The sequence below is a fragment of the Rhizobium sp. K102 genome (assembly GCF_022385315.1).
Taxonomy (GTDB): domain Bacteria; phylum Pseudomonadota; class Alphaproteobacteria; order Rhizobiales; family Rhizobiaceae; genus Rhizobium; species Rhizobium croatiense.
This window is the reverse complement of sequence record NZ_CP092436.1, coordinates 2035219-2056703: the sequence shown is the minus strand read 5'-3', so window position 1 is coordinate 2056703 and position 21485 is coordinate 2035219. Positions and strand designations below refer to the sequence as shown.

Genomic DNA, 21485 nt, shown 5'->3' with positions numbered 1-21485 from the left:
TATGATTTATTGCGCTTCTTGTAGCAGAAAGAGGAGCGCCGACAAGCTCTCCCCTTCACTCTATTGCTTCTTCCTACCCCATGATGGTCTGGCGAAGGAAGCTGTAACCCATCGCCGCGCGGGTGGCGCGCTCTTGCGAATCGCCGTCGCCGCCATGCCCGCCCAGGCCGAATTCGTGGAAGAGCGGTTTGTGTCCTTCCTCCTCCAGCTGCGCGGCAAAGCGGCGTGCATGCGAGGGGTGCACACGGTCGTCATTGGTGGAGCTTTCGATATAAATCGGCGGATAGGCGATCTCGCTCGCCGGCCTGACATTGTGAAGCGGCGAATAACCGAGCATGAAGTCCCGATCAACCTGGACCTCCGGATCGCCATATTCGTCCATCCAAGCCTGCCCTGCGCTGAACAGGTGGAAGCGGGTCATATCGAGCACCGGCACCTGGCACCAGATCGCGCCGAAATCGTGCGGATAGCGCGTCAGCATTACGCCGGTCAGCAGGCCGCCATTGCTGCCACCCTGGCAGGCGATCCGCGACGGCACGGTGTAGCCGCGGGCGACGAGATCGCGGGCGATGGCGACGAAATCGGCAAAGGCCCGGTCTCGCCCTTGCCGTTTGGCGCTGCGATACCAGTCAGGCCCGAATTCACCGCCGCCGCGGATATAAGCCTGGACATAGGCGCCGCCTTGCTCAAGCCATCGACCGGTCACGCCGGAATAATTCGGCGACAGCGCAACGTCGAAGCCGCCATAGCCGTAGATCAGCACCGGCAGCGCGCCCTGGTCCACTGTCTCGGCAGGACCAGCCGATAGGCAACCCTCGTTCCGTCTTCGGAAACCGCCTCCAGCAGCTCGGACGACATGCCGGTCGCATCGAAATAGCTCGGCGCCACGGCGGTGAACACTGGCTCGGGCGGCTTGCTGCGATCGGAGAGTTCCAGGCGATAGCAGGTGGGTGGCTGCAGGAAACCCTGACCGACGATGTAGAGCGTGTCGTCGCCGAGATGCAGATCCGCATAGAGCGGCCTGAAATGAGCCGTCTGCATTTCCTCCGGCAGTGCGATTTCCCGCTGTTCGGCATCGGGCTTCGTCAGGTCGAGCACCATGAGACGCGGGCGCAGCCGGTCGGAGACGATGAACACGCACCACTCACGCATCAGCATCATCTGTGAGATCGACTGGCCTTCACCGGGTTGAAACAAGATCCGCTCCGGCCCGAGCGGGACTGTCTTAGAGTTCGGATCGAAGCGCTGCAGCACCAGGCTGCCTGTCGCAACCCGCTCGTCGGTCTTTGCCCGCCAGAGGCAGTGATCGTGGTTGAACTGAAAGTCCGCCTCCTTGGGCAGGTCGATGCGCCGTTGCCTGCCGTCATCGGATATCAGGTAAGCGCTGGCGACACCGATCTCGTGCGCGGCGACAAAGATGTCGATCAAGCCGGCATCCGCCCAGCTGCCCGACAGGGCAGGGTCGATAACGAGATTGAAGCCATAGACGTCCTCGTCGGCGGCTTCGAAGAGGATGCCGGCATCTTCCGGCCGCTGCCCGCGTTTCAATCGCCGCCCGACGCGCGGCCATCCCGAACGGGTCGCCGAAAATCGGTCGATCGAACCGAAATAGCAGATCTCGTCACGGCTTAGCCAATTGGCATGCGATCGCGCCGCCGGCGTGTCGAAGCCGCCCGTCACGATCTCTTTGTTCTCTGCGTCGAATTCGAGCAGGCGGACAAGGTCTGAGCCGCCGTCCGAAAGCGTGAGCAGCACGCGCGTCGGTTCCCAGGGGCAGGTGACGACGCCGCGCCAGGTCCAGCGCTTGCCCTCGCCGACGCAGAAGGCGTCGAGATCGAAGACCTTCTCCCAATCCGCCTCCGGCAACGGCTGCTGATCGGCCGGCAGGCGCAGCCAGACGCCGAGCGGATTGTCCTTGGTCTGGCGGAAATCGAACAGCCACCCGCCGCGGCGCATCGGCACGATCAGCCGGTCCTGCCGCTCGATCAGCGTCTTGATCGCGTCGCGATCCTCAGCGAATTCCGGCGTTCTCAATGCCGCATCGGACAGCGCGTTATGTTTGTCGATGAACTGGCGGGTGCGCGGATCCTCGTCCGTCTCGAGATGAAGGTTCATGTCTGAGTTGCCGGCCTCCGTTGACGTCGATCAGATCTAGGCAGCCGATCTCGAGTTGACAACCCGCGTTAGCGGGTCATCACGAAATCGGCCAAAGCGACAAGGTTGGTCGGGACCTGCGTCTTCTTGAACTTCAGGGTCACGACCTTGTAGCCTTCGGCTTCGAGTTTCGAAAGCAGGGTCGGCAGCATCTTCGCCGTGCGCTTGTGGATGTCATGCATGAGAATGATGCCATGGCCGCGCTTGTGCAACTGGTCCATCGGCCGCTGCGTTACGGAGGCCGGCGTCGTGGTGAAATAGTCCTTGCTGTCGATGTCGACATCCATGACCACCATGTCGCGCATGGCGATCGCGGCGCGACTGTTGCTATCCCGCCATCGCTTCTTCGTATTCCGACGACAGCATCAGCCATTCTTCCTCGGCAGCAGCGAGTTTTGCCGCGGCCTCGCCGCGCTGCTTTACCTTTTCGGCGGCCTTGGCGGGCGTTTTCTCGTAGAGAGCGGGGTTTGCAAGTTCCGCATCAAGCGCCTGAATCTGTTTCTCCAGCTTCGCCGTCAAGGATTCGATTTCGTTGATCTTTTTCTTCAGCGGCGTCAGCGAAGCGCGCCTCTCCGCATTGAGCTTGCGTTGATCGGCCTTGGAGGTCGCATCGTCAGGCGGCTGCGGCCTTTCTTCTTTTTTTTTGCCGGAGGCGACGATCAGGTCGCGATATTCGTCCATATCGCCTTCGAAGGCCGTGACGGTGCCGCCGTTGACCAGCCAGAGCCGGTCGACCGTCGCCTCGATCAGGTGACGGTCGTGCGAGATCAGGATGACGGCGCCTTCGTAGTCGTTCAGCGCCTCGATCAGTGCGCGCCGGCTGTCGATGTCGAGATGGTTGGTCGGCTCGTCGAGAATGAGCAGGTTCGGCGCATGGAAGGCGGCAAGTCCCATCAGCAGGCGGGCTTTTTCGCCGCCGGAAAGATCCTTGGCGGCGGTCGCCATCTTCTCGGTCGCCAGTCCCATCTGGGCGACACGGGCGCGCACTTTGGCCTCCGGGTCGCCAGGCATCAGCCGCCGCACATGCTCCACCGCGGACTGCTCGGGGATGAGGTCGTCGAGCTGGTGCTGCGCGAAAAAGCCGATCTTCAGGGAGGGTGCGAGCTTCACTTCGCCACTCTCCGGGGCAAGCCTGCCGGAGATGAATTTCGCGAAGGTCGATTTGCCGTTTCCGTTCGAACCGAGCAAGGCAATGCGATCGTCATTGTCGATGCGCAGATTGAGGTTCTTCAGGATCGGTTTGCCGGGCTGGTAGCCGACGGCGCCGCCCTGGACGGCGACGATCGGCGAGGCCGGCTGCTTTTCGGGCTCGGGAAAGGTGATCGGCTGTACGTGGTCCTCGATGACGGCCGCAACCGTGCCCATGCGCTCGAGCGCCTTGACGCGCGACTGCGCCTGCCGGGCCTTGGAGGCCTTGGCCTTGAAGCGATCGATGAAGCTCTGCAGATGTTTGCGCGCCGCCTCGTTCTTGGCCTTGGCCTTCGTCTGCAGTTCGTCGGCCTCCGCCTTCTGCCGCTCGAACTGGTCGTAATTGCCGCGGTAGAAGGTGAGCTTTCTCTGGTCGAGATGGACGATGGAATTGACGGCATTGTTCAGGAGGTCACGGTCGTGGCTGATGATAATGACCGTATGGGGATAGCGGCGGATATAATCCTCCAGCCACATCGTGCCTTCGAGGTCGAGATAGTTGGTCGGCTCGTCGAGCAGAAGCAGGTCTGGCTCGGCAAACAGCACGGCGGCGAGCGCCACCCGCATGCGCCAGCCGCCCGAGAAGGAGGAGGCGGGGCGGGCCTGCGCTTCCCTGTCGAAGCCGAGGCCGGCGAGGATGCTCGCCGCGCGCGCCTCGGCCGAATGCGCATCGATATCGACGAGGCGCATCTGGATTTCGGCGATGCGGTGCGGATCGCTCGCCGTTTCCGCTTCGGCAAGCAGGGCAGCGCGCTCCTTGTCGGCGGCAAGCACGATCTCGATCAGGGGCTGCTCGGTTCCCGGTGCTTCCTGGGCCACCTGGCCGATGCGCGCCGCCTTCGGGATCGACACCGATCCGGTCTCCGAGCCGAGATCGCCGGTAATGACGCGAAACAGCGTGGACTTGCCGGCGCCGTTACGGCCAACGAGGCCGGCCTTTGTGCCCGAAGGCAGCGACAGGCTGGCATTGTCGAGAAGCAGGCGCCCGGCGATGCGGGCGGAAATTTCGGTGAGCGTGATCATGGCCGGCGTTTTGGCCGAAAGCGCCCGCCAAGGCAAGAGCGCTTGGCGCCGGTCAGCTTGCTTGCCCGCCCGGCAAGGCTCTTATCCGCCGCAAGAGATCGAATCCGCCTCAGCGGCCGAAGGCCTGCACCGGCTGGCGAGGGTTCGATTGAGCGGCGAGAAGGGCGACGCGGGCATTGGCCTGCAATTGCCCCGGCGTTGACGCGTCCGCGCTGAGCGCCACGCCGACCGAAATGGTCAGCCTGCCGCTATCGCCCTTGTCTGAGGTCGCGAAGACCAGATTGTCTTCGACGGAGGCGCGCAGGCGTTCGGCAATCGCCATCGCATCCTGCATGCCGACATTGGAAAACAGCAAGGCGAATTCGTCCGCCTCGGTGCGGGCGACGAAGTCGTTCTTCTTGACCGACTTTTGGAAGAGGCCGGCGAGCTTCTTCAAGAGCCTGTTGCCTGCCGGCGTGCCATATCTGTCATTGAGATCGGTGAAATTGTCGACATCGACCATGACAAGCGCACTGCCGGCGGCACCCTCTTCGCGCTCGTAGAGGTCGGCGATCACGCGATTGAGCGCGATGCGATTGGGAAGTCCGGTGATCCTGTCGGCGACGGCGGCCACCTGCATCGCCGAAATGCCGCGCTCAAGCGTTTCCAGCCTCTTGATGTCATCCGCCAGCTTGGCGCCGATTTGCATCTCCGCGGACGACACGCTCGTCAGCGAGGCCGAGAGGTAGTCGAGCTCGCCGATGAAGGCGGCAAGGCTCTGGTCTTCATGACTGGAGACGGATTTCAGGATCGTGTCGCAAGCGCGCGCAAATGCATCCCGGTGCCGCAGCCCTTCGGCAAGCCTCTCCGCCACCTCGCGCAGCAAACGGCTCGCCTCGTTCCGCGACGTCTCGCCTGCCAGCCCGCAATGGCCGACGAGGCGGTATTTCAGACCGAGCTCGTCAAGCATCGCTTGCTGCGGCTGGGACCCGAGTGCGGCGATATCCTGTGCGAGGCCTCCGTTGAGCCCGACGATTGCCTCATGGAAGAGTTCATAGTTGCGCGGCAGCCCGGCAATGTTGAGACGCGCCATGTGCTGGGCGATCTTCTGGATGCCCGCGATAGGCCCAGGGCGCACCGCCTCGCGCGGCACCAGTGCGTTTGCGCTTGCATTCGGCATGACGATCCCTCGCGGCCCCGGCCTTTTCCGTCATTCCGCTATGCCCGCAAGCTTTTAAAAGAGGCTGAATCTCTGGATGGGAAGCGCTGGATTCCAGGCGCTACCGGTAAAGGCGGTTAATACCCTGTTGATGCGGAGACGCTCACATCCACTAGCGGCCCTCGCTGCGCAGGAAATAGATGAGGTCGAGCCCGATGCTCGGCTTGCCGAGCGCCGTCAGCGTCATGTGGCACTGGCCGCGATGGTGGGTCTGGTGGTTGAAGAGATGCGAGAGCGCGGTCCACAGCGGCTGGGTCATCACGATCGGTTGGCTCACCGGCGAGTAGGTGAAGTTAGCCGTTAGGCTTGTTTCGTCCAGCGTGTCCGTCCAGGCGATGATACGCTCGTCCTCTGCCTTGCGTGCAACGGCAAGTGAATCGAACGCCTCGAAAAGCACCGCATCGAGGCTCGTCGGCGCCTCGCCGGTGCCGGTGAAGCGCTTCATCCAAATTCGGTCGGCAACGAGCAGGTGGTTGAGGGTTCGATGCAGCGAGCCGAAGAAGGCGCCGCGGTCGCTGCGGAATTCCGGATCGCTGAGTTCGGCCGCCGCCGCATAGACCCGGGCATTGGCCCAGCGATTATAGGCGGCAAACATCCTGTATTGCCTGAGCATGCGCTCCTCCTGTCTTCGGAAGGGTAATCTAGCTTGCTTCCGCAGAAATCGCAGTGATGACGCCATGAAATTTCCTGATTTGATCGCAGGCGCGTTCTGTCGTCGAATGCAGGGAGTTGCGATCTCGAAAGGACTGTCATGACCAGAGCTCTCTATTCCCTCTGCGGCGCCGATGAGCGGCGCTTCTTTCGCCCCACTGCTGGAAGGCGGTGATGGCACTGGCGCATAAGGGGCTCGATTTCGAAGAGATTCCGACGACCTACGCCCGCATCCGCGAAATCGGCGGCGGTGTCTCACCAACTCTGCCCGTCCTCGACGACAACGGCAGGCTGATCCCCGACAGTTTCGCCATCGCTCTCTATCTCGAAGAAGCCTATCCCGAGCGGCCGTCGCTGTTCGGCGGCGAGGGCGGCAAGGCGCTGTCGCGAATGGTGGAGGGCTATTCGCAGATGATCATCCATCCGGCGATCATGCGGATCGGGCTTCTCGACATCCATGCGATCCTCGACGAGGGGGACAAGGCCTATTTCCGCGAAAGCCGCGAGGCTCGTCTTGGCAAATCGTTTGACGTCATTGCCGCTGACAGCGACGCAGAGAAAGCCGCCTTCGGCGCAAAGCTGGAGCCGCTCCGGCACATGCTGAAGTTCCAGCCCTTCATCGGCGGTGAGACGCCGCTCTTCGCCGACTATATCGTGTTCGGCGCGCTGCAATGGCTGCGCGTCTGCACCGGCCTTGCCATGCTGGCCGCCGACGATCCAGTCATGGCCTGGTTCGAACGCTGCCTCGATCTTCATGAAAGCCGCGGCCGGACTGTGACAGCGGCGTGAAATTGCCTCTGGCCTCTTGTTTTCGGGCGTTGAGGCGGGTAAAGACCGCCCACTTTTCCCGAGAAAACAGAGGATTTGACTATGGCGATTGAACGCACCTTCTCGATGATCAAGCCGGACGCAACCAAGCGCAACCTGACGGGCGCCATCACCAAGATGCTCGAAGATGCCGGCCTGCGCGTCGTCGCCTCCAAGCGCGTCTGGATGAGCCGCCGCGAAGCCGAGGGCTTCTATGCCGTTCACAAGGATCGTCCCTTCTTCGGCGAACTCGTTGAAGGCATGACCTCCGGCCCGACCGTTGTCCAGGTTCTGGAAGGCGAAGGCGCGATCCTCAAGAACCGCGAGATCATGGGCGCGACCAACCCGGCAAACGCTGCTGAAGGCACGATCCGCAAGGTTCACGCGCTGTCGATCGGCGAAAACTCGGTTCACGGCTCGGACGCTCCGGAAACGGCAGCCCAGGAAATCAAGTACTGGTTCTCCGACACCGAAATCGTCGGCTGAGGCCATAGGTCGGCATTCCCTCCCAATGCCTTGAATTGACTCTCGAAGCCGGGGCCCTCGCTCCGGCTTTCTCTATTCTGGGCATTTGTCGGTATTCGAGAAATCGACGCTGCCGTCCGGTTTGAAGACCTCCGGGTTCTTGTCATAAAACGCACCCACGACGAGCGGCTTGCTCGGCAGCACGGTCTGGTCGAGGTCGGAGCGGAACTGCGTCTTCAATTCCTGTAGCACCTTGCCATTCTTGTCGACCAGCCGGACATTCACCGTATAGGGACGGTCCTTGCGCACGCAGTGCAGGTTCTGGCTCTGCAACGCGATCTTGTCGTCGATGGGGTAGATTTTCTGGTTCAGCACCAGCGGCGCGCCGCCTTGAGGATTTTCGAATTCGGCGATGATGACCGAGCCGTCGGGAATGGGACCCGTCTTCTTCAGCGTCAGCAGATAGGTGGCGCTTGCCACCCGATAGTTGAAGACGAAGAGGTGGCCGGTCACTTCGACCAGATTCTTGGCCTCGCGCTGGCAGGCGGACAGCACGATGCCGATTGCTGTCGCCGTGAGGATCAGATGTTTCCTCATGGGATTTCCTCCTTCTTGCGGCGATAATGCCGGTTCGCCTTGGCGCGGTTGCCGCAGACCGCCATGTCGCACCAGGCCCGACTTCTGTTCTTGCTGCGGTCGATGAACAGCCAGCCGCAATTGCCGCAGATCTTCATGCGTTCCGGATCGGGCATCGCGATCAGCCGCAGCACCGAATGGGCGGTCGCCGCCGCCAAGCTGCCGGGGTTTGCTTCCCGCAGCACCGTCGCCATCGCATCCAACAGCCCGGCCAGCAACCGGTCGTCACCGCCATCGAGTATACGCTTGCGGAAATAGAGGTCGATTGCTTCCCGCAGCGCGATGAAATCCGCCTCGTTTTCCCTAGCCACCGGGGCGATATTGCCGAAGAGGGCGCGTTCGGCGCAGAATTCGGCGGCAGCGTGCGGAAAGTCGCGCATCTGATTGCTGACTGCGAAGCGGTCGATCCGCCGCGCTGCGTCGTGGCGCAGAACGACGCTGTTGGCAACATCGAGCGCCAAGGCGCCGCCAGCAAAGCGGTGAGGGGTCCAGGAAAAGCTCATGATGAAAATATAACTGGCTAAATGCTTTTTGCCAGTTATATTTTATCGGATCCGGAGGATCTGGAATGGCCTACCTTCTGCAGCAGCTGGCGAATGCGGTTCCGCTTGCCGCCCTCTATGCCGCGCTCGCCTTCGGTTATGCCGTCGCCTTCGGCGTCACCAAGCGGGCCGACATCACCTATGGGGCGATCTTCGCCTTCTCCGGGCAGATCCTGCTGCTTTTCACCGAGCTCGCCTTCAACCGTTTCTGGCTGGTGCTGCCCGCGGCGCTTGTGGTCGGCGCGTGTGCCGCGATCATCTATTCGCTGGCGGCGGGCATCTGGATCGGCCGCTCGATCATGCTGCCGCTGGTCAGGACGTCGCCGAATACGGTCATCGTCGCTGCCCTCGGCATCATGATCGTGCTGATGGAGACCGCCCGGCTTGCCGCCGACACAAGGGCGATCTGGCTGCCGCCTTTTCTGAACGACACGGTCGTCTTCTGGAGCGACGGGCCGTTCAAGGTGACGCTCACCTATATCCAGCTGATCGACACGGCGCTGATGGCGGCCATCGTCGCGGTGGGTGGGTTGATCCTCAGGCGCACCGCCTGGGGCCGCATCTGGCGCGCCGTCACCGACGATCCGCTGGCCGCCGAGCTCTGCGGCACCAGCGCCAGCCGCGTTTTCCTCGTCGCCTATGCGGCCGCCGCCCTGGTCGCCGCGATCTGCGGCATCCTCGCCACCTTTTATTACGGCTCGATGGATTTCGGCGCCGGCCTGATGTTCGGGCTGAAGGTGCTGCTGATCGCCGCTGTCGGCGGTTATTCCGATCCGCTGCGCTCGGCCGGCGGCGCCGCCGGGCTTGCCGTCGTCGAAACCCTATGGGGCGCCTACGGCCCCTTCGTCTGGCGCGATCTCGTCATCTTCTCGCTGCTCGTCCTATTGCTGGTCATGAGCCGCAGAGAGCGTGTGGTGCTCTGAGCAATCCAGCAAAAGTGCGCAGCGGTTTTGCGTCCGGAATTGCGTAAAACAAGAAGAGCAGCGCATTTCCGTCGCTCGGATAATCAGGAAATGCGCTGATTTATTTCCACTTGTCGCGTGCTGCATCGTCGGCATCCTTTGCCGCGACCCAGTCGCCGGCGGCGCCGTCCTTGCCGTGTTCCTTCTTCCAGAAAGGAGCCGCGGTCTTCAGGAAATCCATCACGAAGTTGGCGCCATCGAACGCCGCCTGGCGGTGCGGAGCGGCGGCGACGACGAGCACGATGTTCTCACCCACGGCGATCTTGCCGTAGCGGTGGATGGCGGTCAGCCCGAGCAGCCCGAAACGGGCGATGGCGAGTGCGCCGATGCGGCTCATCTCGGCTTCGGCCATGCCGGGGTAATGTTCGAGTTCGAGAGCGGCGAGCGTGCCGCCGTCATCACGGCAGAGGCCGGAAAAGGTGACGACGGCGCCGACGCCGGGTTTGCCTTTGGAGAGCAGGTCTACCTCGGCCTGAAGGTCGAAATCTTCGCGCTGGACGCGGATGGTGGGGGTGATGGTCACAGCAAAATCCTCCGCTGCTTTGATGCAGCTGCAAAGAATGCGGAAACGCTTTGCCGTGGAAGCCCCCCTCTGGCCCGCCGGCCATCTCCCCCACAGGTGGAGAGATCACGAGTGGAACGACCTTCCTGCCCCTTTACCGTTCCGCCGGGCTGAAACGTTGATTGTTTGGGCGAGCCGGCACTCCCAGCCAATCTGCCCACCTGTGGGGGAGATGCCCGGCAGGGCAGAGGGGGGCGATCTGGCACGGCCGTCACCGCAATCACCCCCCGTCATCGGCGGGAATATTCCAATTTCCCGCGCCCCCGCGATCGGCTCGTCATGCTCGACATGCTCCATGTCGAGCGCCACGCGGATCACCTCGGGATATTGAAGTGCGGCCTGATATTCATCGCCCAGCGTCTTCAAATGATTCAGAAGATCGGCGACGGTGACGACGGAGGAGGGGAGGTCGATCTCCTCCTCACCCTTGCCGATGCGCTCGCGCACCCAGGCGAAATAGACAAGTCGCGTCATTCCTCGTCATCCACGATATGTTTCAATCCGGCGCGGAAATAATCATAGCCGGTATAGATGGTCAGCAATGCGGCGATCCACAACAGTGCGATACCGGTCTGCGTCGTATAGGGGAAAATCTCGTCGCCGGCAGGGCCGGCGAGCAGGAAGGCGATGGCGACGAGCTGCAGTGTCGTCTTCCATTTGGCGATCCGCGTCACCGGCACGCTGACCTTCAGCGCCGCCAGATATTCACGCAGGCCGGACACCAGGATCTCGCGGCAGAGAATGGTGATCGCCGCCCAGATCGACCAGCCGGCGATGGTCTGGTCGGCCGCGACCAAGAGAAGGATCGAGGCGACCAGCAGCTTGTCGGCGATCGGATCGAGCATGCGGCCGATATTCGACGTCTGGTTCCAGATGCGGGCGAGGTAACCATCGAGGAAATCGGTGAGCGAGGCGATGATGAAGATCCACAGCGCCACCCAGCGCGCCGTATTGCTGATCGACAATCGGCCTTCGATGAAGAAGCAGAGGACGATCAACGGCACGGCGAGGATGCGGCCGTAAGTCAGAAGGTTGGGGATGCTGTACGCACGCGATGCCATGGGATCGTTTCTCTGAACTGATGCGCCGCGATAGCGCCGCGCGTCTTTACGAAAATCGATTCCGATTTTCGGGGCCGATGCCGTAGATGACGGCTTTGACCGCAGACCGTCAACATTGTTTCTGTCTTTTCACTGCCTTTGCGTGGAATTTGCGACGGCGGCCGGTTATTTCGCGGCGTCCTCGTGGAAATGGTTGTAAACTTGCCTGGCGACGGCTTCGGAGATGCCCTCTACTGCCATCAGGTCGGAAAGAGCGGCGCGCGACACCGCTTTCGCCGTGCCGAAATGCTGCAGCAGCGCCCGTTTGCGCGATGGGCCGATGCCGCCGATCTCGTCGAGCGGGTTCTTGACCATTTCCTTCTTGCGCCGCGCCCGGTGCGAGCCGATCGCGAAACGATGCGCCTCGTCGCGCATGCGCTGGATGAAGTAGAGCACCGGATCGCGCGGCGGCAGTGTGAAGCTCTCCCGCCCCGGCGGAAAGAAGCGTTCGCGCCCGGCATCGCGGTCGACACCCTTGGCGATGCCGATCGCGGTGACGCTGTCGGTGATGCCGAGCTCGGCGAGGATGGCGCGCACGGCCGTCATCTGCCCCTGGCCGCCGTCGATGAGGATCACATCGGGCCAGGCCGGGAAGGGCATGTCGGCGGCGTCGGTTGCCGTTGCCTGCGCCGTCCGGTCGGGAATGCCTTCCTCCTTGATCAGCCGCGAGAACCGCCGCGTCATCACCTCCTTCATCATGCCGAAGTCGTCGCCGGGGGTGATGTCGGTCGATTTGATGTTGAACTTGCGGTACTGGTTCTTCACGAAGCCTTCCGGCCCCGCCACCACCATGCCGCCGACGGCATTGGTGCCCATGATGTGCGAGTTGTCGTAGATCTCGATGCGCTGCGGCGCATAGGCAAGCCCGAAGGTGTCCTTGAAGCCTTCGAGCAGCCGCGATTGCGACGCGGTCTCGGCAAGTTTTCGCCCATGCGCCTCGCGTGCATTCCCGACGACATGGTCGACCAGATCGCGCTTTTCGCCGCGCCGCGGCACCAGGATCGACACCTTGTGGCCGGCCTTTTCGCTGAGCGCTGCGGCGAGCAGCTCCAGTTCCTCGACCGTCTCCGACAGCATGATCTGTTTCGGCACCGGCTTGTCGTCATAGAACTGCGCTAGAAAGGCATTCAGCACTTCGGCGCTGGAAAGCTGCGGATCGGCCTTCGGGAAATAGGCGCGGTTGCCCCAGTTCTGGCCGGTGCGGAAGAAGAACACCTGGATGCAGGAGACGCCGCCTTCGTGATGGATGGCGAAAACGTCGGCCTCCTCGACTCCAGCAGGATTGATGCCCTGGTGGCTCTGCACATGCGAAAGTGCGGCCAGGCGATCACGGTAGATCGCCGCCCGCTCAAAGTCGAGATCCTCGGCCGCCTGGTTCATCGCTTCGGCTATGTGCGATTTCACCTTCTGGCTCTTGCCGGACAGGAAGTCCTTCGCCTCCTGCACCAGTTCGGCGTAGCCCTCGTCGCTGACCTCGTGCGTGCAGGGCCCGGAACAGCGCTTGATCTGGTAGAGCAGGCAGGGGCGCGTGCGGGTTTCGAAGACGCTGTCTGTGCAGGTGCGGATCAGGAAGGCGCGCTGCAGCGAATTGATCGTCCGCCCGACCGCGCCGGCCGAAGCGAAGGGCCCGAAGTAATCACCCTTTCGCGCCCTGGCGCCGCGATGCTTGAAAATCGCCGGCGCCCGGTGATCGCCGGTGATCAGAATATAAGGAAACGACTTGTCGTCGCGCAGCAGCACGTTAAAGCGCGGCCGCAAGCGCTTGATCAGATTCGCTTCCAGCAGCAGCGCTTCGGTTTCCGTGCGCGTCGTCACGAATTCCATGTTCGCCGTCTGCCGCACCATCTGGGCGATGCGGTTGGAATGCACGCGGCCGACGGCGTAATTGCCGACACGCTTCTTCAGGCTGCGCGCCTTGCCGACATAAAGCACGTCGCCTTCGGCATTGAACATGCGGTAGACGCCGGGACTGTTCGGCAGCCGTTTGACGAATTCGCCGATCAGTTCCGCGCCGATGAGCCCGGTCTCGTTGAGGCTGCCTGCGTTCCAGTCCACCGCTGCCGCAAGAGGGGCGGCGGAAACCTCGCCGTCCACCTCGATATCGTCTTCGCTCTCATCTGTATCGTCGTAGAGAACGCCGCCATCCGGCAGCTTTCGTCCGTTCATTCCGTAATCTCCGCCACGTCGGGCGTCTGCCAGGCGAGGTGCTGGCCGCCGTCGAGGGCAATCATCTGGCCGGTGATCGAGGGCGTGTCGAAGAGGAAACGAATCGTTTGTCCGAACTCGCCGAATCCCGGCCCTGCCTTCATGATGAGCCCGTCGATCTGAGCCTGGAAGTCCTCTTCCGATTGCCGCGCGCTGCGCACCGTCGGGCCGGGACCGATGGCGTTGACGCGCAGCTTCGGCGCAAAGGTCTGTGCCATCGTCTGCGTCGCCGTCCAGAGCGCCGCCTTGGAGAGCGTATAGGAATAGAAGCCCGGATTGAGCGCCCAGACGCGCTGGTCGATGATGTTGACGATCAGTCCGGTCGTTTCGTCAGGCAACTGTTCGGCAAAGGCTGCGGCAAGAATCGAGGGCGCGCGCACATGGATATCGAAATGCTGCGCCCATGCTTTTGCATCGAAACTGCGGGCCGAATCCTGACGGAAGATCGAGGCGTTGTTGACGAGCAGATCGATCGGACCGATCGCCTCCGCCGCTCTTTTTATGAGGGCGCCGGTTTCGCCGATATCGGTAAGGTCGGCTTTGAGCGCGATTGCCTGATATCCCTTCCGCCGCAATTCCGCCGCCAGCTCTTCGGCTTCGCCGAGGGAGCCGTTGGCGTGAATCGCAACGGAAAAGCCATGTGCAGCAAGGTCTTCGGCGATTGCCCGGCCTATTCTCTTGGCAGCCCCTGTTATCAGGGCCGCGCGAAGTCTTTCGTCGTTCAAAATCTTGCCTTCTGATCCCGCGAGTCTGTTTGTCGACTATATAGGGGCGGGCGGAGATTATATAAATAGGCCGCTGCAGTTGCCTTCGTTGTCCTGATATTCTATGTATTATTTAATAATGCGATTTCTTAAAATAAGTATTTTAAGTTTAACACTTCGGTATGGTTAATGAAGTGTATGTTGCGCTTAAGCAACATCGAATTTCGGCCATGTGGCAGCCACAATGATATCACAATTTGGCTCTTTCAAATCCGCATTTCAGTTTCAATTTCAGTCTCGATCCGGAAGGGACATCTGGCAATTTCCCCGCCAATGCTTCGCTGATAGACAGATGAAAGCGGCGCGGGACTGAAAGGAGAAAAGTATGCGTGTACTCATTGCTGGCCTCATGGCCTCTGCTTTTGCAATCGCGGGCGTCTCGGCAGCTCAGGCGGCCGATGCCGTCGATCAGGTTCCGGAAGCACCGGTCGCCCAGGACGCCCCGGTCAAGCCGGCCGGCAACTGGGAGGGCTTCTACCTCGGCGGCGCCGGCACCTACAACATGGGTGACTTCGGTTCCGACCGCCACACCTACGGTTTCGGCGGCCAGGTCTTCACCGGCTACAACTGGCAGCAGGGCCAGATCGTTTACGGCGTTGAATCCGACCTCGGCTACAGCGGCGACGACGTTTCCTCGGGTGGCGTCAAGAACAAGTATGGCTGGAACGGCTCCGTCCGTGGCCGCGTCGGCTACGACATGAACCCCTTCCTGCTCTACGGCACCGCCGGTCTTGCCCTCGGCAACATCAAGGTTTCCGATGACACCTCGGACGAAAGCAAGACGGCTTACGGCTATACGGTCGGCGCCGGCGTCGAAGCCTTCGTGACCAACAACATCACGACGCGCTTGGAATATCGCTACACCGACTACCAGAGCAAGGATTACGACCTCGACTCCGGCAGCTTCTCCCGCGGTTACGACGAGAACAGCGTCAAGCTCGGTATCGGCGTCAAGTTCTAAGCCGACTGGACAGAAATACGAGGAAGCCGGGCACGTCGCCCGGCTTTTTTGTTGGCGCGATGCTTCGTAAATCGGCTGCCGGATCAGGCGCCGGCCTTGAGCTCGCTATGAGCCGGGAATTTCTTTTCGAATTGCGCCAGCCAGTCGATCAACGGTCCATGATCGGCTTCCCACTGGTCTTTGAAGCGCAGGTCGAGATAATCGAGCATCGCGGCGAGTGCAAAATGTCCGCCATTGAGCCTCTTGCCGAGTTTCGGCGGCTTGGCGCTGAGATGGGCAAGCCCGGCCGTCACCTTCTTCCATTGCCGGTCGATCCAGGGCTGATGGACCTTTTCCTCGTCGCGGAAGCGCCGCTCGTAGACTATCGTGAGCAGGCAGTCGCAAATGCCGTCGCACAGCGCTTCGAGCACTTCTGCATCCGTGCGTTTGCCGTTTTTAGAAGGATAGAGCCCGCCCTTCGTCAGTCGATCGAAATAATGCATGATTGCCACGCTGTCGAAGATCGACGCCCCGTCATCCGTCAGAAGCGTCGGAATTTTGCCGAGTGGATTGTTGTCCACCAGGATCGCCGGCCCGGTATTCGTGTCGACTCGGATGGCGTTCAACTCGATACCCAGGAAATGCGCGGCCATCCGCACCTTGCTGGAATAGGGCGATGCGGGCGAACAGAGGAGCTTCATGGGACACCTGACGAGATTGTGGATGGCGCGGACTATCCCCGAAGCCGGTTGTAGGGTCAATCGCCCTTGGCCGTCTTGTTCTCGCCGCGCAGCCAGAAGGCGCGGTGCGAGGCGAAGCGGTCCTGCGCCAGGTGGTCCTTCAGCGCGGGAAGCATCTGGTGCAACTCATCCTTCAGCGTGAAGGGAGGATTGACGACGACGAGGCCGGAGCCCGTCAGTCCTGTGATGCCGCGATCGCTGCGCACGATCAGTTCGGCGCAGAGCATTTTTGGAATGTCGAGCGCCTGCAGCGTCTCGTGGAATTCCTTGATCGGAGCGCCCTTCTTCAGCGGATACCACAGGCAGTAGGTGCCGCCGGGAAAGCGCCGATAGGCCCTCTCGAGGCCCTTGGCCAGACGCTGATATTCGTCCTCTTCCTCGAAGGGCGGATCGACGAGCACGATGCCGCGTTTTTCTTTCGGCGGCAGATGCGCTCCGAGCGCCAGCCAGCCGTCGAGTTCGGTGATGCGGGCATGGTGATCGCCTTCGAACAGCCGATGCAAGCGGGCATAGTCCTCAGGATGCAGCTCCATCGCCGACAGCCGGTCCTGCGGCCGGAACAGCATGCGCGCCAGTTTCGGCGATCCGGGATAAAAGCGGATGCCGCCCTCGGGATTGAGTTCGCGAATTGCCGAGAGGTAGGGTTCCAGCAGCTCGGAAACCTGCGGTCCGAGGTTGGCCTCCATCAGCTTGCCGATGCCCTCGCGCCATTCGCCGGTTTTCTGCGCCTCCTCGGAGGAAAGGTCGTAGAGCCCGATGCCGGCATGCGTGTCGAGCACGCGGAATCCGCCTTCCTTCTTCTGCATGTAGCGGATCAGTCGCGCCAGCACGGCATGTTTCAGCACATCGGCAAAATTGCCCGCGTGGTAGATGTGGCGGTAGTTCATTTTCGCTGATGTCCGTATGAATTCGCGTCATGGGGAGTTTTTCTGGCTTTTGGCCATCCAAGGCTTGGAATATACAAATGCCATGAACATTGCGACCCCCATCGAAGCCAAATCCCCGAAGCCGGACACTAGGCTGGGCCACACGGCCTGTCCGCACGACTGTCCCTCCACCTGCGCACTGGAGGTCGAACTATCTGAGGACGGCCGCATCGGCCGCGTGCGCGGCGCCAATGATCATTCCTACACCGCGGGCGTCATCTGCGCCAAGGTCGCCCGTTATGCCGAGCGTCTCTACCATCCCGACCGGCTGATGCATCCCTTGCGCCGCAGCGGTGCCAAGGGGGCAGGGCAATGGCAGCAGATTTCCTGGGACGATGCGCTGGACGAGATCGCCGAAGCCTTCGTCAAGGCCGAGGCACGTGACGGCAGCGAGGCCGTCTGGCCCTATTTCTACGCCGGCACCATGGGCTGGGTGCAGCGCGATTCGATCGACCGCCTGCGCCACGCCAAGCGCTATTCCGGCTTCTTCTCGTCGATCTGCACCAATCCGGCCTGGACCGGCTTCACCATGGCGACCGGCACGCTGCGCGGGCCTGATCCGCGCGAAATGGGCCGCACCGATTGCGTCGTCATCTGGGGCACAAATGCGGTTTCGACCCAGGTCAACGTGATGACCCACGCCATCAAGGCGCGCAAGGAGCGAGGCGCCAGGATCGTCGTCATCGATGTCTACGACAATCCGACGATGAAGCAGGCCGACATGGCCTTGATCGTCAGGCCCGGCACCGACGCGGCACTCGCCTGCGCCGTCATGCACGTCGCCTTCCGCGACGGCTATGCCGACCGGGATTATATGGCCAGATATGCCGATGATCCCGAGGGTCTCGAAGCGCATCTGAAAACCAGGACGCCGCAATGGGCGGCCGAGATCACCGGCCTTTCCGTCGAGGAGATCGAAGCCTTCGCCCGCCTCGTCGGCACGACGAAGAAGACCTTTTTCCGCCTGGGCTACGGCTTCACCCGCCAGCGCAACGGCGCGGTCGCGATGCATGCGGCCGCCTCGGTCGCCACCGTGCTCGGCTCCTGGCAATATGAGGGCGGCGGCGCCTTCCATTCCAACAGCGATATCTTCCGCATGAACAATGCGGAACTGACCGGTCGCTCGATGAAGGATGCCGATATCCGCATGCTCGATCAGTCGCAGATCGGCCGCGTGCTGACCGGCGATCCGGTGGCGCTGCGCCATCGCGGCCCGGTGACGGCAATGCTGATCCAGAACACCAATCCGGCCAACATCGCCCCCGAGCAGCGCCTCGTCAGACGCGGCTTTGCCCGCGACGACCTGTTCGTCGCCGTGCATGAGCAGTTCATGACCGAAACGGCCGAGATCGCCGATATCGTCATTCCCGCGACGATGTTCGTCGAGCATGACGATATCTATCGGGCCGGCGGCCAGAACCATATCCTGCTCGGGCCGAAGCTGGTCGAGCCGCCGCCAACCGTGCGCACCAATCTCTTCGTCATCGAGGAACTGGCAAAGCGCCTCGGCGTCGCCGATCGCCCCGGCTTCGGCTTCACCGCCCGCGAAATGGTCGACCGCATCCTGAAATCGAGCGATCTGCCGGATTACGATCACTTCCTCGAACACAAATGGTTCGATCGCCAACCGGCTTTCGAGGAGGCGCATTTCCTCAACGGCTTTGCTCATCCGGACGGCAAGTTCCACTTCCGGCCGGACTGGATCAACCAGCCGGCGCCGAACAAGCCGCCGGCGGCGATCGGTGCGCTCGGGCCGCATGGGGAGTTGCCTGCCTTCCCCGATCAGGTCGATGTCATCGAAGTCGCCGATCCCGATCATCCCTTCCGTCTGGCCACGTCGCCGGCCCGCAACTTCCTCAATTCGAGCTTTTCCGAAACCAAGACGTCGCGCCAGAAAGAAGGCCGCCCGGAGGTCATGATCAATCCTGTTGATGCCGAGGCCAATGGCATCGCGCATGGCGATCTTGTCCGCATCGGTAACGGCCGCGGCGATCTGCGCATCCATGCCCGCATCACCACCGAGGTCAAGCCGGGCGTGCTGATCGCCGAGGGCCTCTGGCCGAACAAGGCGCATGTCGACGGTGAGGGCATCAACGTTCTGACCGGCGCCGACCCCGTTGCGCCCTATGGCGGAGCGGCCATACACGACAACAAGGTCTGGCTTCGCAGGGACACAGCATGATGCAGCCGAAATCACGCATGAAGATCGTCAGCGAGCAAACGCTGTCGAATGGCTGGACGCGGTTGAGCAGCTACCTGCTCGATTACATCGATCGCAAGGGCGCGACCCAGCAGTTGAAGCGGGAGGTCTACCACCGCACGCCCGCCGCCTGCATCCTGCTTTATGATCCCAAACGCGACCTCGTCGTTCTCGTCCGCCAGTTCCGCCTTGCCGTTCATCTGAACGGCGATCCCGCCTGGATGATCGAGGTGCCGGCCGGCTTGCTCGACGACGACCATCCCGAGGCGGCGATCCGCCGCGAGGCGATGGAGGAGACCGGCTATCGCCTGCGCGAGGCGCGCTTTCTCTTTAAATGTTATATGTCGCCGGGCGCCATCACCGAAGTCGTCCACTTCTTCACAGCCCTCATCGACACCGAAGACCGCATCGCCGAAGGCGGCGGCCTGGAGGAGGAGCACGAGGATATCGAGGTCCTGGAAATCCCGCTCGACGACGCCAACAGGATGATCGAAGCCGGCGAGATTTTCGACGCCAAGACGATCATGCTGCTGCAATGGGCGGCGTTGAACAGGGACCGGATCGGATAACGGTCGGGCGTTTCGGGCGACGCGCCGGCTGCCCCCATGACGGCTCTCGCATGGAGCTGCCAGCGCTTGAGAATTCATACGTTTGTCACGAAGCGGTTCTATCCGCTGCGCTTTGTCGATCATCGGATGCGGTCAGGAGAAAGCCCATGTGGCTCAGCAATTTCACCCTCGTTCTCCCCGACCAGGTGGTGAGCGAAGGTTCCGTGCGTGTTGAGGATGGCGCCATCGCCGAGATCCGGCCGGAGCCGGTCGCCGCAGCTGCGATCGACGGCGGCGGACGGCTGCTGATGCCGGGATTCGTCGATCTGCACGGCGACATGATCGAGCGCGAGATCGCGCCGAGGCCGAATGCGACGATGCCGATCGATTTCGGCATCCACGAGCTCGACAAGAAGCTTGCCGCCGCCGGTGTCACCACCGCCTTTGCCGCCGTCTCCTTCGCCACCGAAAGCGTCTACGGCCATGTCCGCTCGCTCGAGACGACGTCGGCGGTGATCGAGGGCATCAACCGCCTGCGCGACAATCTGTTGATCGACCACCGCGTCCACGCCCGCTACGAAATCACCAATGTCGGCGCCGCGCCAGCGCTCGAACGCCTGCTGAATGCCGATCAGATCGACATGGTCTCGCTCACCGATCACACGCCCGGCCAGGGCCAGTACAACAACCTGCAAAGCTATATCCTCAGCATTTCCGAGCGCCGCGCCATCTCCGAGGAAATGGCCGCCGAGATCGTCGCCAAGCGCATCGCCATTCGCAACAATCCCGAAATCGAGGCCAAGCTGAGGGAGATTGTCGCGCTGTCGCTGAAGCACAAGCTGTCGCTCGCCTCGCACGACGACGACAGCATCGAGAAGGTCGCCGAAATGCACGATCTCGGCGTCACCATCAGCGAGTTTCCGGTCACCGCACCCGCGGCGAAAGAGGCGCGCCGCCGCGGCCTCTGGACGCTGATGGGCGCGCCGAACGCGCTGCGCGGCCAGTCGATGTCGGGCAATCTCAGCGCCCTCGATGCCGCAAAGGCCGGTCTCTTGAGCGTCATCGCCGCCGATTATCATCCGGCCGCCTTCGTGCCCGGCATCTTCAAGCTCGCCGACACGGTGGAAGGCGGCCTGCCGGCCGCCGTCGCCATGGCGACCGGCAACGCCGCCCGCTCCGCCGGCCTCCTGGACCGCGGCGAGATCGCCATCGGCCAGCGCGCCGATCTGGTCGCGGTCGAGCCGGGCGACATCAACCGCATCCGCGCCACCTTCCGCGCCGGCCGCTTCGTCTATAGTGATGGCACGCTTCATCCGCTGCAGGCGCTGGCGGCTTAGCCGCACGTCTGAGCGTCGATCACGAGATCCCAGCAAGGCGAACTTTCTCGTCGACGCTGCCCCGACCATCCCATTTCTCCGGAACAAGACTGCCAACGATGCGGAAAAGAGATGTCATCTGAGCCAAGGTTGTTGCACAAAGAGTGGGGACTGCTGCCGCTCGTTTTAAGTGTAATTGCGGCGATATGTGTAATCGTGATATCAATTTACCATGATAACCAATATGGTATCTCGTACGTCTATGTAGGTGATAAATATATACAATGCGAAAAGTCAGTTGCTTCCTTATTGAAGGCCATTGTATCTGTATATAAATACCCAGGCTTGGCTCTAATAATTATTTCATTGATTTCCGTTGTATATTCTTATGTTAATGACAGAGGAGTTTTTGTATTTATTCTAATATGCTTTGTCTTTTTTAACTATCCATTTGCAACGATGTTGGGCGGCACCAAGATCGTTATAAGTCAATCATCCGTAGCGACGCTGTGCGAGAGGGGAAGTTACGGCTCGGTCGCGATACATCTTCCGATATTG

17 protein-coding genes and 4 pseudogenes are annotated in these 21485 nt (G+C 61.8%); 7 read left to right on the top strand and 14 right to left on the bottom strand.

Annotation, left to right across the window (positions count from 1 at the left end; translation table 11 throughout):
* Nucleotides 1–73: 73 nt before the first annotated feature.
* The 5 genes and pseudogenes from MHI61_RS16095 to MHI61_RS16075 all read right to left on the bottom strand — a co-directional run bounded on the left by MHI61_RS16095 (nucleotide 74) and on the right by MHI61_RS16075 (nucleotide 6176).
* A pseudogene (locus MHI61_RS16095) lies at nucleotides 74–2115 on the bottom strand (prolyl oligopeptidase family serine peptidase).
* Between the two features lie 68 nt (nucleotides 2116–2183).
* Nucleotides 2184–2474 (bottom strand): annotated as a pseudogene (locus MHI61_RS16090) (polysaccharide deacetylase family protein); the annotation flags it as partial.
* 7 nt (nucleotides 2475–2481) lie between these two features.
* Nucleotides 2482–4365, bottom strand: coding sequence for an ABC-F family ATP-binding cassette domain-containing protein (locus MHI61_RS16085; protein ID WP_239792685.1), 1884 nt, complete (start codon nucleotides 4363–4365; stop codon nucleotides 2482–2484).
* 109 nt (nucleotides 4366–4474) lie between these two features.
* Entirely contained in the window at nucleotides 4475–5524 is a 1050-nt protein-coding gene (locus MHI61_RS16080; protein ID WP_239792684.1) for a GGDEF domain-containing protein, read from the bottom strand.
* A 151-nt stretch (nucleotides 5525–5675) separates the two neighbouring features.
* Nucleotides 5676–6176 (bottom strand): DinB family protein, encoded by a 501-nt coding sequence (locus tag MHI61_RS16075; protein WP_239792683.1) that lies wholly within the window; start codon nucleotides 6174–6176, stop codon nucleotides 5676–5678.
* A gap of 138 nt (nucleotides 6177–6314) precedes the next feature.
* Here MHI61_RS16075 and MHI61_RS16070 point away from each other — a divergent pair.
* A pseudogene (locus tag MHI61_RS16070) lies at nucleotides 6315–7003 on the top strand (glutathione S-transferase family protein).
* A gap of 81 nt (nucleotides 7004–7084) precedes the next feature.
* Entirely contained in the window at nucleotides 7085–7507 is a 423-nt protein-coding gene (gene ndk / locus MHI61_RS16065; protein ID WP_011424805.1) for a nucleoside-diphosphate kinase, read from the top strand.
* 72 nt (nucleotides 7508–7579) lie between these two features.
* Here the strand turns inward: ndk and MHI61_RS16060 are convergent, their stop codons facing one another.
* Together MHI61_RS16060 and MHI61_RS16055 are read right to left on the bottom strand one after the other, a co-directional pair.
* Complete coding sequence (locus tag MHI61_RS16060) at nucleotides 7580–8083, bottom strand: hypothetical protein (protein ID WP_239792682.1); 504 nt, start codon at nucleotides 8081–8083, stop codon at nucleotides 7580–7582.
* A complete protein-coding gene (locus tag MHI61_RS16055) occupies nucleotides 8080–8625 on the bottom strand; it encodes a CGNR zinc finger domain-containing protein (RefSeq protein WP_239792681.1) in 546 nt (181 codons plus the stop codon). Before MHI61_RS16055 ends, MHI61_RS16060 begins: the two co-directional genes overlap by 4 nt.
* A gap of 65 nt (nucleotides 8626–8690) precedes the next feature.
* On the opposite strand from MHI61_RS16055, the gene MHI61_RS16050 reads away from it, so the two are divergent.
* The gene (locus MHI61_RS16050) at nucleotides 8691–9587 is read left to right on the top strand and encodes a branched-chain amino acid ABC transporter permease (protein ID WP_239792680.1); all 897 of its coding nucleotides are present in this window, start codon (nucleotides 8691–8693) and stop codon (nucleotides 9585–9587) included.
* Nucleotides 9588–9687: 100 nt separating this feature from the next.
* Here the strand turns inward: MHI61_RS16050 and MHI61_RS16045 are convergent, their stop codons facing one another.
* The 5 genes and pseudogenes from MHI61_RS16045 to MHI61_RS16025 all read right to left on the bottom strand — a co-directional run bounded on the left by MHI61_RS16045 (nucleotide 9688) and on the right by MHI61_RS16025 (nucleotide 14218).
* Complete coding sequence (locus MHI61_RS16045) at nucleotides 9688–10149, bottom strand: molybdenum cofactor biosynthesis protein MoaE (RefSeq protein ID WP_239792679.1); 462 nt, start codon at nucleotides 10147–10149, stop codon at nucleotides 9688–9690.
* A gap of 261 nt (nucleotides 10150–10410) precedes the next feature.
* Nucleotides 10411–10662 (bottom strand): annotated as a pseudogene (gene moaD, locus MHI61_RS16040) (molybdopterin converting factor subunit 1); the annotation flags it as partial.
* A complete protein-coding gene (pgsA, locus tag MHI61_RS16035; protein WP_010034988.1) occupies nucleotides 10659–11249 on the bottom strand; it encodes a CDP-diacylglycerol--glycerol-3-phosphate 3-phosphatidyltransferase in 591 nt (196 codons plus the stop codon). The gene pgsA and the pseudogene moaD, both read right to left, overlap by 4 nt.
* 165 nt (nucleotides 11250–11414) lie before the next feature.
* Nucleotides 11415–13454, bottom strand: coding sequence for an excinuclease ABC subunit UvrC (gene uvrC, locus MHI61_RS16030; protein WP_239792678.1), 2040 nt, complete (start codon nucleotides 13452–13454; stop codon nucleotides 11415–11417).
* Nucleotides 13451–14218: an SDR family oxidoreductase gene (locus tag MHI61_RS16025; protein WP_239792677.1), complete on the bottom strand. Its 768-nt coding sequence runs from the start codon at nucleotides 14216–14218 to the stop codon at nucleotides 13451–13453. The genes uvrC and MHI61_RS16025 overlap by 4 nt, the downstream gene beginning before the upstream one ends.
* Before the next feature lie 364 nt (nucleotides 14219–14582).
* Here MHI61_RS16025 and MHI61_RS16020 point away from each other — a divergent pair, with 364 nt between their 5' ends.
* A complete protein-coding gene (locus MHI61_RS16020) occupies nucleotides 14583–15218 on the top strand; it encodes an outer membrane protein (protein WP_064682129.1) in 636 nt (211 codons plus the stop codon).
* Nucleotides 15219–15301: 83 nt separating this feature from the next.
* Here MHI61_RS16020 and MHI61_RS16015 read toward each other — a convergent pair whose 3' ends face one another.
* Both MHI61_RS16015 and MHI61_RS16010 read right to left on the bottom strand, forming a co-directional pair.
* On the bottom strand, nucleotides 15302–15898 hold the full coding sequence (locus MHI61_RS16015; RefSeq protein WP_239792676.1) for a glutathione S-transferase: 597 nt from the start codon (nucleotides 15896–15898) through the stop codon (nucleotides 15302–15304).
* A gap of 56 nt (nucleotides 15899–15954) precedes the next feature.
* The gene (locus tag MHI61_RS16010; protein ID WP_239792675.1) at nucleotides 15955–16824 is read right to left on the bottom strand and encodes a 23S rRNA (adenine(2030)-N(6))-methyltransferase RlmJ; all 870 of its coding nucleotides are present in this window, start codon (nucleotides 16822–16824) and stop codon (nucleotides 15955–15957) included.
* Between the two features lie 16 nt (nucleotides 16825–16840).
* Here MHI61_RS16010 and MHI61_RS16005 point away from each other — a divergent pair, with 16 nt between their 5' ends.
* The 3 genes from MHI61_RS16005 (at nucleotide 16841) to MHI61_RS15995 (ending at nucleotide 20948) form a co-directional block, all read left to right on the top strand.
* Nucleotides 16841–19045 (top strand): molybdopterin oxidoreductase family protein, encoded by a 2205-nt coding sequence (locus tag MHI61_RS16005; RefSeq protein ID WP_239792674.1) that lies wholly within the window; start codon nucleotides 16841–16843, stop codon nucleotides 19043–19045.
* Nucleotides 19042–19632: an NUDIX domain-containing protein gene (locus MHI61_RS16000; RefSeq protein ID WP_239792673.1), complete on the top strand. Its 591-nt coding sequence runs from the start codon at nucleotides 19042–19044 to the stop codon at nucleotides 19630–19632. Before MHI61_RS16005 ends, MHI61_RS16000 begins: the two co-directional genes overlap by 4 nt.
* Before the next feature lie 146 nt (nucleotides 19633–19778).
* Nucleotides 19779–20948 (top strand): alpha-D-ribose 1-methylphosphonate 5-triphosphate diphosphatase, encoded by a 1170-nt coding sequence (locus MHI61_RS15995; protein ID WP_239792672.1) that lies wholly within the window; start codon nucleotides 19779–19781, stop codon nucleotides 20946–20948.
* The last annotated feature ends 537 nt before the right edge of the window (nucleotides 20949–21485 follow it).